At 46.7% G+C, this 13,683-nt stretch carries 14 protein-coding genes and 1 pseudogene; 5 read left to right on the top strand and 10 right to left on the bottom strand.

The annotated features are described in order from the left end of the window. The coding region (locus tag QUB35_RS36045; protein ID WP_333147430.1) for an RNA-guided endonuclease TnpB family protein at nt 1-420 on the top strand (420 nt) is incomplete at its 5' end. 65 nt (nt 421-485) lie between these two features. On the opposite strand, the gene QUB35_RS36050 is transcribed toward QUB35_RS36045, so the two are convergent. Next, nucleotides 486-2,714: a leucine-rich repeat domain-containing protein gene (locus QUB35_RS36050; protein ID WP_333147432.1), complete on the bottom strand. Its 2,229-nt coding sequence runs from the start codon at nt 2,712-2,714 to the stop codon at nt 486-488. 287 nt (nt 2,715-3,001) lie between these two features. Here QUB35_RS36050 and QUB35_RS36055 point away from each other — a divergent pair, with 287 nt between their 5' ends. Both QUB35_RS36055 and QUB35_RS36060 read left to right on the top strand, forming a co-directional pair. After that, on the top strand, nt 3,002-3,271 hold the full coding sequence (locus tag QUB35_RS36055; protein ID WP_333147434.1) for a type II toxin-antitoxin system VapB family antitoxin: 270 nt from the start codon (nt 3,002-3,004) through the stop codon (nt 3,269-3,271). Nucleotides 3,272-3,340: 69 nt separating this feature from the next. Beyond that, entirely contained in the window at nt 3,341-3,577 is a 237-nt protein-coding gene (locus QUB35_RS36060) for a hypothetical protein (protein ID WP_333147436.1), read from the top strand. 129 nt (nt 3,578-3,706) lie between these two features. Here the strand turns inward: QUB35_RS36060 and QUB35_RS36065 are convergent, their stop codons facing one another. From QUB35_RS36065 to QUB35_RS36095, 7 genes are all read right to left on the bottom strand, one after another. Further along, nucleotides 3,707-4,027 (bottom strand): DUF433 domain-containing protein, encoded by a 321-nt coding sequence (locus QUB35_RS36065; RefSeq protein ID WP_333147438.1) that lies wholly within the window; start codon nt 4,025-4,027, stop codon nt 3,707-3,709. A 234-nt stretch (nt 4,028-4,261) separates the two neighbouring features. Next, nucleotides 4,262-4,579: a 30S ribosomal protein S10 gene (gene rpsJ, locus QUB35_RS36070; protein ID WP_445251358.1), complete on the bottom strand. Its 318-nt coding sequence runs from the start codon at nt 4,577-4,579 to the stop codon at nt 4,262-4,264. A gap of 217 nt (nt 4,580-4,796) precedes the next feature. Then, nucleotides 4,797-6,026, bottom strand: a complete 1,230-nt coding sequence (tuf, locus tag QUB35_RS36075) for an elongation factor Tu (RefSeq protein WP_333147440.1) — start codon at nt 6,024-6,026, stop codon at nt 4,797-4,799. A 101-nt stretch (nt 6,027-6,127) separates the two neighbouring features. Continuing rightward, on the bottom strand, nt 6,128-8,200 hold the full coding sequence (fusA, locus tag QUB35_RS36080; RefSeq protein WP_333147442.1) for an elongation factor G: 2,073 nt from the start codon (nt 8,198-8,200) through the stop codon (nt 6,128-6,130). A gap of 330 nt (nt 8,201-8,530) precedes the next feature. Then, the gene (gene rpsG, locus QUB35_RS36085) at nt 8,531-9,001 is read right to left on the bottom strand and encodes a 30S ribosomal protein S7 (protein ID WP_006632196.1); all 471 of its coding nucleotides are present in this window, start codon (nt 8,999-9,001) and stop codon (nt 8,531-8,533) included. 145 nt (nt 9,002-9,146) lie between these two features. Then, the gene (gene rpsL, locus QUB35_RS36090; RefSeq protein ID WP_006632197.1) at nt 9,147-9,527 is read right to left on the bottom strand and encodes a 30S ribosomal protein S12; all 381 of its coding nucleotides are present in this window, start codon (nt 9,525-9,527) and stop codon (nt 9,147-9,149) included. 99 nt (nt 9,528-9,626) lie between these two features. Beyond that, nucleotides 9,627-9,770 (bottom strand): hypothetical protein, encoded by a 144-nt coding sequence (locus tag QUB35_RS36095; protein ID WP_333147444.1) that lies wholly within the window; start codon nt 9,768-9,770, stop codon nt 9,627-9,629. Between the two features lie 595 nt (nt 9,771-10,365). On the opposite strand from QUB35_RS36095, the gene QUB35_RS36100 reads away from it, so the two are divergent. Together QUB35_RS36100 and QUB35_RS36105 are read left to right on the top strand one after the other, a co-directional pair. Then, nucleotides 10,366-10,569, top strand: coding sequence for a hypothetical protein (locus QUB35_RS36100; protein WP_333147446.1), 204 nt, complete (start codon nt 10,366-10,368; stop codon nt 10,567-10,569). A gap of 218 nt (nt 10,570-10,787) precedes the next feature. Then, a complete protein-coding gene (locus QUB35_RS36105; RefSeq protein ID WP_333147448.1) occupies nt 10,788-11,639 on the top strand; it encodes an Npun_R2479 family HD domain-containing metalloprotein in 852 nt (283 codons plus the stop codon). Nucleotides 11,640-11,785: 146 nt separating this feature from the next. On the opposite strand, the gene QUB35_RS36110 is transcribed toward QUB35_RS36105, so the two are convergent. Both QUB35_RS36110 and QUB35_RS36115 read right to left on the bottom strand, forming a co-directional pair. Then, nucleotides 11,786-12,301 (bottom strand): transcriptional repressor, encoded by a 516-nt coding sequence (locus QUB35_RS36110; RefSeq protein ID WP_333147450.1) that lies wholly within the window; start codon nt 12,299-12,301, stop codon nt 11,786-11,788. Between the two features lie 468 nt (nt 12,302-12,769). Beyond that, nucleotides 12,770-13,254: pseudogene (locus QUB35_RS36115) on the bottom strand (hypothetical protein). Between the last annotated feature and the right edge of the window lie 429 nt (nt 13,255-13,683).

Below are 13,683 nucleotides of genomic sequence, written 5' to 3' on the forward strand. Positions count from 1 at the left end.
AAGGGTTCCGAGAATAGATACAAAGCCAAAATTCAATTAGCAAAGCATCACGCTAAGGTAGCAAATCTTAGAAAAAATACTCGGCATCAAATCACTACTTACTTATGCAAAAACCACGCAAAAATAGTAGTAGAAAATTTGAACGTTTCCGGGATGTTGGCCAATTATAAACTAGCTCAAGTAATAGCTGATTGTGGATTCCATGAATTCAAACGCCAGTTAGAGTACAAGGCTAAAAAGTTTGGCTGTGAAATAATCGTTGCCGACCGATGGTTCCCGTCGAGCAAGACCTGTTCAAACTGTGGACACATCCAAGATATGCCACTCAAAGAAAGGACTTATAACTGTGGAAGTTGTGGTCATTCGATGGACAGAGATTTAAACGCAGCAATTATGTTATCGCGGTTGGCTAAACCGTGAAAGCTTACTGAGGGATAACCGCTCCCATGCTCCCGATGAAGTAAGAAGCAAATGTCGAGACTTGTCTAGTATTTGTGTAGCAGGATAACTACATTTTTGAGGATGGGGTCTTTTTGGAAGTGGAGGATGATACCCAAGTCGTGGAGGTATTTACTGAGACTCAACATGGCGGGTTTATCGGACTTGTTGAAGCCTTGGCCGGCGCAGATATTGAAAAATTCACTGACTTCGATATGGGTTTGGCGTTGGGAATAGTTTTCCACAACATAGCGGACGTTTGCCCAGCGTTTGGGGATGGGCGTATTGATGTGTTCGAGGGTGGCGATGCGGTTTTGCAGGGCCCGTTGGAGGGCTTCAAGTCCCCGATTGGTTTTGAGATTGGTAGCGAAATCTTTTTCTAGGTTGCGAAAGTCCCCCCGCTGTTGGGAGAGGTTAATTTCGCAGCGGATGTCTTGTTTTTCGTTTTGGACGAGGAAGACGGGACTGCCGTCGCTGAGGAGTTCGATCATACTCAGCCAGTAGCAGAGGTTGGGGTTTTGGCGGCGGTTATCGACGAGGAGGACATACACAGAACGTTTGGTGAGGAAAAATTGGTGGGTGGCGTGGTAGATTTCCTGTCCGCCAAAGTCCCAGAGGTGAACGCGGAAAGGTTTGCCGTTGGGTTGTGGGAATTCCCAGCGCATCACATCAATGCCTTCGGTGGAGGGTTCTCGTTCTTTGAGTTCGTAGTTGGGGTTGAGGAGTTTGTTTGCTAGGGTGGTTTTGCCCGCTTCGCCTTCGCCGACAATCAAAAGTTTGGCTTCGTTGAGTTCTTCGGTAGCATTGGGGTCGCGAGTTTGGAAGTAGAAATCGAGAATGGCACGTATATCGCCAGGTTGAGATGATTGTTTTCCGCCCAATATTTCCAGCGGAATTGGTATCGGATTACCTCGCAAATCCAGTTTTTCCAGCTTCTCCATGCTGCCGATGGCTTCTGGGATGGATGTAATCTGATTGTTAATCAGGTCAAGGTGTGTCAGATTGGACAGTTGCCAGATGGCATCTGGGATTTGGGTAATCTGATTTCTTCTAAGATCAAGGTGTGTCAGATTGGACAGTTGGCCGAGCGCCTCTGGGATTTGGGCGATCTGATTGCTTCTGAAGTCAAGGTGTGTCAAATTGGATAGTTGGCAGATCGCATCTGATATTTGGGCGATCTGATTGTTAAAGAGGTAAAGCTGTGTCAGATGAGATAGTTGACCGATCGCATCTGGGAGTTGGGCGATCTGATTGCTGCTGAGGTAAAGCTGTGTCAGATTGGATAGTTTGCCGAGCGCTTCAGGAATTTGGGCGATCTGATTGTTATGGAGGACAAGTTGTGTCACCTTCGACAGTTTGCCGAGCGCCTCTGGAATTTGTGTTATTTGATTGTGACTGAGGTTAAGCTCTGTCAGATTCGACAATTGACCGAGCGCATCTGGGAGTTGTGTTATTTGATTGTGATTGAGGACAAGCTCTGTCAGATTCGACAATTGACCGAGCGCATCTGGGAGTTGTGTTATTTGATTATGACTGAGGACAAGCTGTGTCAAATTCGACAGTTGGGCGAGCGCTTCTGGGATTTGGGTAATCTGATTGTGCCAGAGGACAAGCTGTGTCAGATTCGATAGTTGGGCGAGCGCTTCTGGGATTTGGGTAATCTGATTGTGCCAGAGGACAAGCTGTGTCAGATTGGATAGTTGGGCGAGCGCTTGGGGGATTTGGGTAATCTGATTGTAACCGAGGTAAAGCTCTGTCAGATTGGATAATTGAGCGAGCGCTTGTGGGATTTGAGCGATCTGATTGTTAAAGAGGTGAAGCAGTGTCAGATTCGACAGTTTGCCAAGCACTTCTGGGATTTGTATTATTTGATTGTAACGGAGGTTAAGCTCTCTAAGATTGGACAGTTTGCCGAGCTCTTTTGGAATTTCTTTTAAACCAATGCTGTTTAAATTTAAACTCTCTAATTGCTTCATCTCCAGCAGCAATTCTGGCATTTTTCCGAATGGATTGCCACTGAGGTCGATCGAGCGCAAATTTACGAGCGATCGTAATTCCTCTGGCAGTGCGCTTAAGTGATTGGTGATTAGTTTCGGAGTCAATTTACCATCAACCCATTCCCCTTTCTCCACCTTCCCCAACACCAACGTCTCAAGCTGCGTGCACTTGCCAATCTCCGGTGGCAATTCCTCCAAGTCCAGCCCCGACAAATCCAATTCTGTCTGGTTCTGGGAGGCGACTTGATCGATTAACTGCAACAACTCCTCTCGCGTCATGCCCTTTATCTCTCGCTAGTCTTCATTTTATTGTGACAGTATTTTTAGTTTGGTGGGGAATTGCGCGCGCATCGCCATCTAAGAAACCGGGTTTTTTGGAGTTTTCTCGGCTGTGACGAAGTATGATGGCAAAAACCCGGTTTCTGGGATCTGGTGCGAGGAAGGGCGATCTAAGAAACCGGGTTTTTTGGAGTTTTCTCGGCTGTAACGAAGTATGCTCGTAAAAACCCGGTTTCTTGCCTAAGCATTACTATTATAATAAAAGAGCAGTTAAAAGAGGAAAGCCAATGGTGACAAGCCTGAATGTGGATACGGCGCTGCTGCAAGAGGCGATCGAACTAGAACGAAATATTTCCCTGGAAACCCTAGTGGAAATTGCCTTGCGCGAATACATTCAACGCCGCAAACAGTCGCAGCATCTCGAACTTAGCTTTGGAGAATCTCTTGGTGCATTTCGAGAAAAATATCAACTGCATGAACTGGGTTTAAATCCTGATGAAATTTGGGGAGAAATTCGCGATCGAACTTTGGCAGGGCGCGAGGTCATCTTTGAATGACTCTGCGTTATTTACTCGATACTAACATTATCTCGCCCGCCTGTTCGTCCTATTCCGAATGCCAATGTGATGGCTAAACTAATTGAGGCAAAATCAACTGTGGCGATTGCCTCGAACGTTTGGCACGAAGTTCTGTTAGGCTGTTATCGAATGCCAGATTCTATGCGCCGCGCGATCGAAGCCTATCTTCAGGAAGAAGTGAAAAGAAAATTACCGATTTTGCCCTACACTAAAGAAGTGGCTGAGTGGTTCGCTTTCTTAACGAGCAAGACTCATCCCGATCGGTCTTACACGGTCTTATGCTGATGGACAAATAGCAGCGATCGCTAAAGTCAATAATCTGATTCTGGTAACACGAAATGTTGCTGATTATGCAAACTTTCAAGATTTGCCGATAGAAAACTGGTTTTCTTAAACTTTATCCATCTTACCCTTTCAATCATCGGTTTGATGAGAAATAATAATACGATCGATTTCTTCGCGGTGGCGATCGTAATAACGCCAAGCATTTTCTAGATCGCGATCGTCCAAGACTGGATAATTCCGAAGTAACTCAGCCTCATGGGCCCCCTGTTGGTGAAGCGAAACGAGTGTCCAAACAGGAATGCGGGTGTTGCGAATCCGGGCATTTCCTCCACAGACTCCAGGTGTACTCTGAATCGCCCTAGCGGAAAGTTTTTCTTGGAACAACAAACTCTCTTCAGGTGTCAGCGATTCAATGACTTGAATTAAGGAGTCAACCAACTGAATGTTCATAGCTGGTAATTGAAGAAATATCGAATAGCGATCGCTTAAACTATCATAGCAAATTTCTCCAAAAAGCAAAGAATCTTATCAACCATAGCATTACCATCAACGCAGCTTACAACACCTCGATCGTATTCTCAACTTTAAAACTTGTTTCTGACTATCCTTGCGTCCGGGAATGAAAAAAAAGGAACAAAGTATTTTTCCCTTGTTCCTTTTTTTGTTATTTTCCCAGCCCTCAATCTATAGCTTGACTTCGATATCTACGCCGGCTGGCAAATCCAGTTTCATCAAAGCGTCAATTGTTTTGGCCGATGGCTGCTGAATGTCGATGATGCGGCGGTGCGTGCGGGTTTCAAAGTGTTCGCGAGAATCTTTGTCTACGTGGGGCGATCGCAGCAAGCAGTAAATCCGTCGTTTTGTCGGTAGGGGAATCGGGCCGATCGCTATGGCTGCTGTCCGATTTGCTGTATCTACAATCTTTTCGCAGGATGCGTCTAGAATTCGGCGATCGAAAGCTTTGAGGCGGATGCGAATTTTTTGTTGTTGAATTGTTGCCATTTTTGTTTCTTGAATTTTCGAGGTTCAGTTTATTTTTAGCCATTAGTCATTAGTCATTAGTCATTAGTCATTAGTCATTTGTTATTTGTTATTGAACATTTAACCCATAACTACTAACAACTAGCCACTAACCTATAACTACTCACTACTCACTAAATAGCAGAAAAGCCTATTGACATTTGGCGGCTTTTCTGCTACTTAAGCTGTTATCGGAGTCCTACTTGAGGATTTTGGAAACAACGCCGGCGCCGACGGTGCGGCCGCCTTCGCGGATAGCGAAGCGCATTCCTTGTTCGATCGCGATCGGGTGAATCAACTCAACAGTCATTTTGATCCGGTCACCGGGCATCACCATTTCTGCTTCACTACCGTCATCAGCGGTGAACTGGTTGATCGTGCCGGTCACGTCAGTGGTACGAACGTAGAATTGAGGGCGATATCCAGAGAAAAAGGGCGTGTGCCGACCACCTTCTTCCTTCTTCAGGATGTACACTTCAGATTCAAACTGAGTATGAGGACTGATGGATTTGGGCTTGGCAATTACCATGCCTCTTTCAATATCCGCCTTTAAAATCCCCCGCAGCAGTAGACCCACGTTGTCGCCTGCCAAGCCTTCATCCAACGACTTGGTGAACATTTCCACACCAGTCACCGTAGTGCTGCGAGTGTCCTTAATGCCAACCACTTCTACTGTTTCGCCGACTTTGATTGTGCCGCGCTCAATCCGACCAGTAGCAACAGTACCCCGACCAGTAATCGAGAATACGTCTTCAACTGCCATCAAGAAAGGCTTGTCAACTTCGCGTTCTGGTGTGGGGATGTAAGAATCTACTTCTTCCATCAGCTTGTAGATTTTGTCAACCCACTCATTTTCGCCCTTGACAGTCTTGGGATTAGCAAGCATCGCTTCGAGAGCTTTCAATCCCGAACCTGTGACGATGGGGATGTCATCACCAGGAAAATCGTAAGAACTCAAAAGTTCGCGAACTTCCAGTTCTACCAATTCCAACAGTTCAGCATCATCCACCATGTCTTCTTTGTTCAAGAAGACAACCAGGCTGGGAACGCCAACTTGCTTAGCTAGCAGGATGTGTTCGCGAGTTTGAGGCATGGGGCCGTCTGCCGCTGACACTACTAGGATGCCGCCGTCCATTTGAGCAGCACCGGTGATCATGTTTTTCACATAGTCAGCGTGTCCGGGGCAATCTACGTGGGCATAGTGCCGACCTGTGGTTTCGTATTCCACGTGGGCAGTATTAATCGTAATACCCCGTGCTTTTTCTTCAGGCGCAGCGTCGATGTCGGCGTAGTTCTTAGCCTTTGCTTGACCTAGTGCAGAGAGAGTCATCGTAATCGCGGCGGTCAAAGTTGTTTTGCCGTGGTCAACGTGACCGATCGTGCCGATGTTTACGTGGGGTTTATTCCGTTCAAATTTTGCGCGTGCCATTCTTGATCTGTTCCTTGTTTCTTTTAGCGATTTTAGACTTGAGATTTTAGATTCTAGACTTTGGATTCAATCCAAAATCCAAAATCTAAAATCCAAAATCATTAGTTCCCTTTGTTCTTAGCGATAATGGCTTCAGCCACGTTTCGCGGCACTTCTTCGTAATGGCTGAATTCCATTGTGAAGATGCCTCGACCTTGGGTTTTCGAGCGGATGTCGGTGGCGTAACCAAACATTTCTGCTAGTGGAACTTTTACAGAAACTTTGGCTATCCCCTGATCCGTCTCTTGACCTTCGATCTGACCCCGACGCGAGTTGAGGTCTCCGATGACGTTCCCGATGTAATCTTCGGGAACTTCAACCTCTACTTTCATCATAGGCTCTAGCAGCACTGGCGACGCCTTCATCACGGCTTCTTTGATCGCCATTGAACCGGCGATCTTAAATGCCATTTCTGAGGAGTCTACGTCGTGGAAAGACCCGTCTACCATAGTAGCTTTGAGGTCAATCACGGGATATCCTGCTACAATACCTGATTCGCACGCTTCTTTCATCCCTTGTTCTGCAGGGCCGATGTACTCTTTGGGTACAGTGCCACCAACAATTTTGGAGACAAATTCAAAGCCGCTTCCGACTTCGGTGGGTTCTAGTTCGATCACGACGTGACCGTACTGACCTTTACCACCGCTTTGGCGGATAAATTTACCTTCGGCGCGGACGGCTTTGCGAATGGTTTCGCGGTAGGCTACTTGTGGCTGACCCACGTTCGCTTCTACTTTGAATTCCCGCAGCATCCTGTCAACCAGGATTTCCAGGTGCAGTTCGCCCATACCGGCGATGACTGTCTGGTTGGTTTCTGGGTCAACGTTGACTCGGAAGGTGGGGTCTTCTTCCGAGAGCGACTGGAGGGCTTTGGAGAGCTTCTCCATATCTTGTTTGGTTTTGGGTTCGACAGCCACCGAGATGACTGGCTCTGGAATAAACAGAGATTCCAGAATCACTGGCGCTCCTTCTTCGCAGAGGGTGTCGCCGGTGAAGGTGTCTTTCAAACCCAAGGCTGCTCCCAAGTCTCCGGCTCGGAGTTCCTCAACTTCTATCCGATCGTCCGCTTTGAGTACAATTAGGCGAGAAACCCGCTCTTTTTTGTCTTTGGTGGAGTTCTGGACGTAGGTGCCTTTTTTGAGGATACCGGAGTAGACGCGAACAAAGGTCAGGCGACCGTAGGGGTCTGCCATGATTTTGAAGGCCAGGGCTGACAGCGGGGCGTTGTCGTCGGCAAACCGCTCGGCTGTGTCGCCGTTGGGCAGGAGTCCTTGAATTGGAGGAACTTCCAAGGGCGACGGCAGATAGTCGATGACTGCATCCAATAACAACTGAACGCCTTTGTTTTTGAATGCCGAACCGCACAACATGGGGACGATCGTACCTTCGACAGTGCCGTGACGCAGGGCCAAGCGGATTTCGTCTTCCGTTAACTCTTCGCCTTCAAGGTATTTCTCGGTGAGGGCGTCGTTGGTTTCTGCTACCGACTCGATCAGCTTGGTGCGGTATTCTACGGCTAGATCCTTTACTTCATCGGGGATTTCTACTTCCGCGATGTCAGTTCCCGTGTCGTTGTTGTAGATATAGGCTTTCATTTGCACTAAGTCTACAATTCCCCGGAAGTTTTCTTCACTGCCGATCGGGATTTGGATGGGTACGGCGTTCGCTCTCATTCGATCGCGAATTTGGCCGTAGACTTTGTAGAAGTTTGCCCCCATCCGATCCATTTTGTTGACGAACACGATCCTCGGTACTTTGTACCTATCGGCTTGTCGCCAAACTGTTTCGGATTGCGGCTGCACTCCCCCTACCGAGCAGAACACTGCGATCACTCCGTCGAGCACTCGCATCGAGCGTTCGACTTCGATCGTGAAGTCTACGTGTCCGGGAGTGTCGATGATGTTGATTTTGTAATCTTTCCAACTGGTGGTGATAGCAGCGGCAGTAATCGTAATTCCCCGCTCCCGCTCTTGCTCCATCCAGTCAGTGACTGCTGTTCCCTCGTGCACTTCACCCATTTTGTGAACCATGCCTGAATAGAACAGAATTCTTTCAGTTGTTGTTGTTTTGCCCGCGTCTATGTGGGCTGCGATGCCGATGTTGCGAGTTTTTTCTAGCGGGACGGTACGTGCCACAGCTACCTCCTTAATCTTGTGTTGCTGTTATAATACTATTATACTACACAGTAACCCTATTTTGCACTCCCCAGCGACTTACAAAAGTCTCAGGAGCTTATTGTTACATTTTAATATTTTTTGCAAGATTTGTTTACAAAAATATTAAGGATGCGACATGGAGGATTCAGAGAGTGCGTGAATTTTGAGTGCGTGAATTTTGAGTTTGCTTCACGAATCGCAACTGCGCCAAGAGAAGCAATCTCAACACTCAAAACTTACACTTTCCAATTTCTCACCCGATGCTTTTATACCGAACGATCGCGCTCTTCTCCATGCCCGTTGTTGCAGTTAGTAGCGGTAGTGAGCAAAAGCCTTGTTAGCTTCAGCCATACGGTGAGTTTCTTCGCGCTTGCGAATAGCACTCCCTGTTTCGTTAGCTGCATCCATCAGTTCGTTGGCTAGCTTGGCGGCCATTGAGCGGCCGGTGCGGGCGCGGGCAAATCTGATCAGCCAGCGGAGGGCGAGGGTGGTACCGCGATCGGAACGCACTTCCATCGGCACTTGGTAGGTGGCGCCACCTACCCGGCGGGCTTTGACTTCGACCAGGGGTGTTGCGTTTTTGACTGCTTTTTCAAACAAGTCTAACGGTTCAGCCCCTGTGCGTTCTTGGATTGTTTTGAGGGCGTCGTAGACGATGCTGGAGGCAACGGATTTTTTGCCGTGCTGCATGATCCGTCTCACCATCATGCTTACCAACCGGCTGTTGTAGGTTGGATCTGGTGGAACTGGACGTTTTTGAATAACTGTGCGGCGAGACATAGTTCTATTTGGGATTTTTGATTTTGAATGATTGAGTTTGGGGTTTTGGGCTCACATCTCGATTTATGACGATCGAGCGTGCAATTGATCGGCGCGATCGGATTTATTTTTGCTTCCCAGCCCCGACGATCGGGCGAGTTCCGTGTTATTTTTTCTCTTTAGGACGCTTGGCCCCGTATTTGGAACGACCCTGCTTGCGGTCTTTCACCCCAGCGGTGTCTAATGTACCCCGAATGATGTGGTATCTAACTCCGGGCAGATCTTTTACCCGACCGCCCCGGATCATTACTACCGAGTGTTCTTGCAAGTTGTGACCGATCCCTGGGATGTAGGCGGTGACTTCAAAACCAGATGTCAGCCGCACCCGAGCCACCTTCCGCAGCGCCGAGTTGGGTTTTTTCGGGGTGGTCGTGTACACTCTGGTGCAAACTCCGCGGCGCTGCGGGCAACTCTTGAGAGCTGGCGATTTGGTTTTTTTCTGCGTTTGTTCCCGTGCTGAACGGATGAGTTGCTGAATAGTGGGCATGAGTTACGGCATTTCTAGCTTTTTGCTGAATATAGTGATTTGGCTGTATCCGCACTGAAAGTCCCTTCCCCTCTGGGGGGACGGGATGAATGAAAATAATTATGGGTAAGTGAGGATACCAGACTCTGTATTGTACACGACGCGAGTTTCTTTGGCAAGAAATTTGCGCGATCCGCGATCGAACTTCCTTCCTTGCTGCAAGTTGTCCGGGGGCGAGCGCAACGGGAGAATGGTATGTGACATCCTATAATTTAGGCGCAACTATGATGATTTTCACAGCCGTCACCAAAATTTATGACGATCGCCATATCGCGCTTTTTCGATCGAATTACCATTGTGAGGAGAGGCGCCTTAACTGCTACACAAAACTTGGCTAAACTTATTTAATTCTTACCATTCAATCAGGATTGCTCCTGAAGGGTCTGCTTCGGATCTTCACCCAAGGGAGTCGGCTCGCAACTTGTCCACAGGCGTTAATTCGGGCGGAGCAACACCCTAATTGAGTTAATTTTAGTTGAAGCTTTTAGCCATGAGTCATCCACTATTTTCAACCAATTTAACGAAACGCGGACTCCCGTTCGACCTTTTTACAGGCTGGTCAGTTTTGACATGCGCTGTGGTTTACAAACCAGATGCTTAAGCCTTTTTTAGGCATTGGTTTAATCATACCGCCCACAATGTTAATCAGTCAAGTTAAGTATGACTAAGTTTAGTAAATTTTGGGGCTAGTTAGTCCAACTCCAGCCTGCGATCGCATCACAGTGTATAGCCGATCTACATCACATAAAGTTATCTAAAATTGCCGCACAATAAGAAATATACATTGAGTTGACGGCAGATGACAACTAAAGCTTATATTCCTGAATATAAAATTTCCGAACTTTACTTGAATATTTGGAAATCCGGTAAGATCGATCGGACTGTGTTCCAGCACATTCAATACGCAATTAATTCTCACAGTTTAAAAAGTTCAGACGATCGAAAAATTGTCAGCAGGCTGCTGTATGCAGTACGGCGGGGATGGGTGTCAGTGACGGACTGAGTTGCTTGGGAGTTTTGAGTCAGGGCGCGAGATTGCTTCGTGACTCCCCGGGCGTAGCTGCGTCACTGAGTTGTGAGATTGCCACCCATTTGCCGCCCACAGAGCACAACGCACGCGGGGTGCAGGAGTTGTGAACTAAAATCTCATCCATAAAATTAGAGGACTCCCCCATAGATGCACCGCTCTTAAAAGGAAATATTAAGGTAAAAGGACACGGTATGTTTAATTCTACAGAACTGCTGATCGAGGCTTTCATCCAACAACTTCAGAACGGGTACAGCCGCACTTACGGAGGCTACAAATCAGACTATGCTGACATTATTGCCTGGGTGGGCGCAATGGCGTTAGAAAACATCGCTAACAGCGACGCTCTTTATCACAATGTAGAACACGCCATTTGCATTAGCTTAGTCGGTCAAGAAATCTTGCGGGGAAAACACATTCGCCAGGGCGGAGTTTCCTGCGAAGATTGGCTGCACTTCATCATTTCTTTGCTGTGCCAAGACATCGGATATGTCAAAGGAGTTTGCCGACAAGACCAAGAATCCGAAGGATTGTATGCTACGGGAAAAGATGGCATGAGAATTGCACTTGCTCCCGGTGCAACAGCGGCTAGCTTAGCTCCTTACCGAGTTGACCGAGCTAAATTGTTCATTGACGAGCGCTTCGGCAACCACAAGCTAATTAATGCTGAGATAATTAAGCAGAACATAGAACAGACTCGTTTCTCGGTTTTTGACGGCAACACTGACGAGGAGGCAGTTAATTACTCTAGTTTAGTTCGCGGTGCTGACTTGATAGGTCAGCTCAGCAACCCGCAATATTTGCAGAAAATTGGCGCGTTGTTTTACGAGTTGGAAGAAAGCGGTGCTACTAAACTTTTGGGCTACCGACATCCGGGCGACTTGCTGCAAAGCTACTCTAAGTTTTACTGGAGCGGCATTTATCCTCACATCAGTGAATCTCTCGGTTACTTGCAGTTGACTCAGGAAGGCAAACAGATTGTTGCTAGTTTGTACGCTAACATATTTCGGATGGAACACCAACGTTGCGATTCTGAGGTTGCTTGATTGCAAAAGTGCAGTCAGCAGTCAGCAGTCAGTTGTCAGTTGTCAGTTGTCATTGGTTATTTGTAGGTGCTAATAACTAACAGCTCATAACGAAGAAAAAAGCACAAATTACCAATTACCAATTACCGAAGTGTATTTCATCCAAATCAACTAATTTCCTCATCAGTTTCTGAATGATATCTGGGACACAACCAATTGCTGGGTACCAAAGAAGGCCATCCGTCCCGTAGCGCTTCCAAACAAACCGCACGCACAGTTAACTGACAGTCTAGCAGTTCTACCCCAGCTTTTTCAACTTGCTTTTTGCCAATTTTTAAAATGGATTCATCGCTAAATTCAAAGGTTTTGTGACACTGAATGCAAACCAGATGGTGGTGGTGGTGCAATTCGGGAAAATTCAGTTCGTAATGTTTGTGTCCTTCTGCTAATTCTAGTTCACGCAAAATTCCTATCCTTGCTAATAAATGCAGCGTTCGGTAGACAGTAGACAAGCCAATTCGTTCTCCTTTATTCTGCAATGTCTTGTATAATTCTTCCGCACTTAAATGATTGCCTTGCGGTAGATTTTGAAAGACACTCAAAATAGTTTCTCGCTGGGGAGTCAGGCGGCAGCCTCTCTGGTTTAGTTCGACTTTGAGTGAGTTAGCACTGTATAAATTCATGTCGGAAAAAATAAAAAAGTTGAACGAGGATTCTAGGGGATTATCTGTTATTTATTCGTGCTATTTTTTAGATTCTCCTAAAGTGTATTTTCCGTGAGAATATATCTAATTTTGAACTCCCCCTTTAGTCCAGGGTAATCTGATAGCCACCTATCCCCCTTACTAAAAGTGGAAGTGAAAAAGTGGTTTTCGGTATTTGTGCGTAATTTTTGTGAAGTTTATAGCAATTTTGCTGATAAGCATTGGCAAAACCAGTTTTAGGTTCAAAGTCAGTGCAACCATCGCATCTTTAGTACAAGCAACGCACGGGCGCACTGTAAATGTGTGGCGGTAGTCCTTAGTAAAAAAATCCCCATAACAAGGAATTGGATACAAGCGCTTGATTTGATGCGCTCCTTGCGGCAATGTTACGGACAGACTCCACAAAAATAATCAAAGTGGCGATACATAAATATTAGAAAAAAACAGTCATAAACCACCTAAATACATAGCTTTGGCCACCAACAAGAAGGTAGCGACACCCAGCAAAACTAGGCGGATGCCCAAGATGGTGGTCATTTTGTCTGCGTCTTTCCATGTGTAGCCAAAGAAAAAAGTTCTTGCTTCGAGGGTGGCTGGCCCTTTGAGGGAGTAAAAGATGCCGCCGAAGCCGAGAAAGAGGTGAATCGCCCTAAGGGCGAAGTACGGATAGTATCGACAATTTTGCCTCCCGCACCCCCGCCCAAGCCGAGTCTGGCTAGGTTTGGCAATAGGATTAAGCCTTGTTCGTACATGGGTAATTCGGGGTTTAAGCGGGAAAGCTTTAATAGGGTAGAGACTCCCGCCCAGAAGACGATGAGGCCGGCATGGGCGACGTGGGTACCTAGCAAACGGCCCGAAAGGTTGATTAAGCGGGCTTTGCCGACCCACCAGGGAAATGATTTTCCTTCGGCTGGGAAGGATTTTTTTGCCATGCTGGTCACGGCGATTTACCTCTTGAGAAAGATGCCAGGGGAGTTTTCAGCGATCGCAGGTTATTGATATAGATAATCAACAATTTTAGTAGTTTCGTCAAGGGGTATTTGAGAAAAATTTTCACTGATTGGAGTTCAGGTATGTAAATCTGTAGGAAAAAAAATCGTTATATCACGATGATGAGTGTTTTTGGCGCTTGATCGGAATTGGGCTTCTCGTTAGCGAAAATAGCAGCTAAAGGAATACCTCTAAATTTATTGATAAATAATATTATTAAGGAGTATTAGGGCTAGAGTTAATGGCTACTGGTTGACCGAAGAACGAGCCCGCCGGGCCCCTGGCTTTAGACACGGGGATAAGTCGGTAGCGGTTTCAACCGCCTTCAGTTTTTGATATAATTCAAACAGCAAGTAAGAATAACCATCTAC

The sequence above is a fragment of the Microcoleus sp. B13-B6 genome (assembly GCF_036705405.1).
Taxonomy (GTDB): domain Bacteria; phylum Cyanobacteriota; class Cyanobacteriia; order Cyanobacteriales; family Microcoleaceae; genus Microcoleus.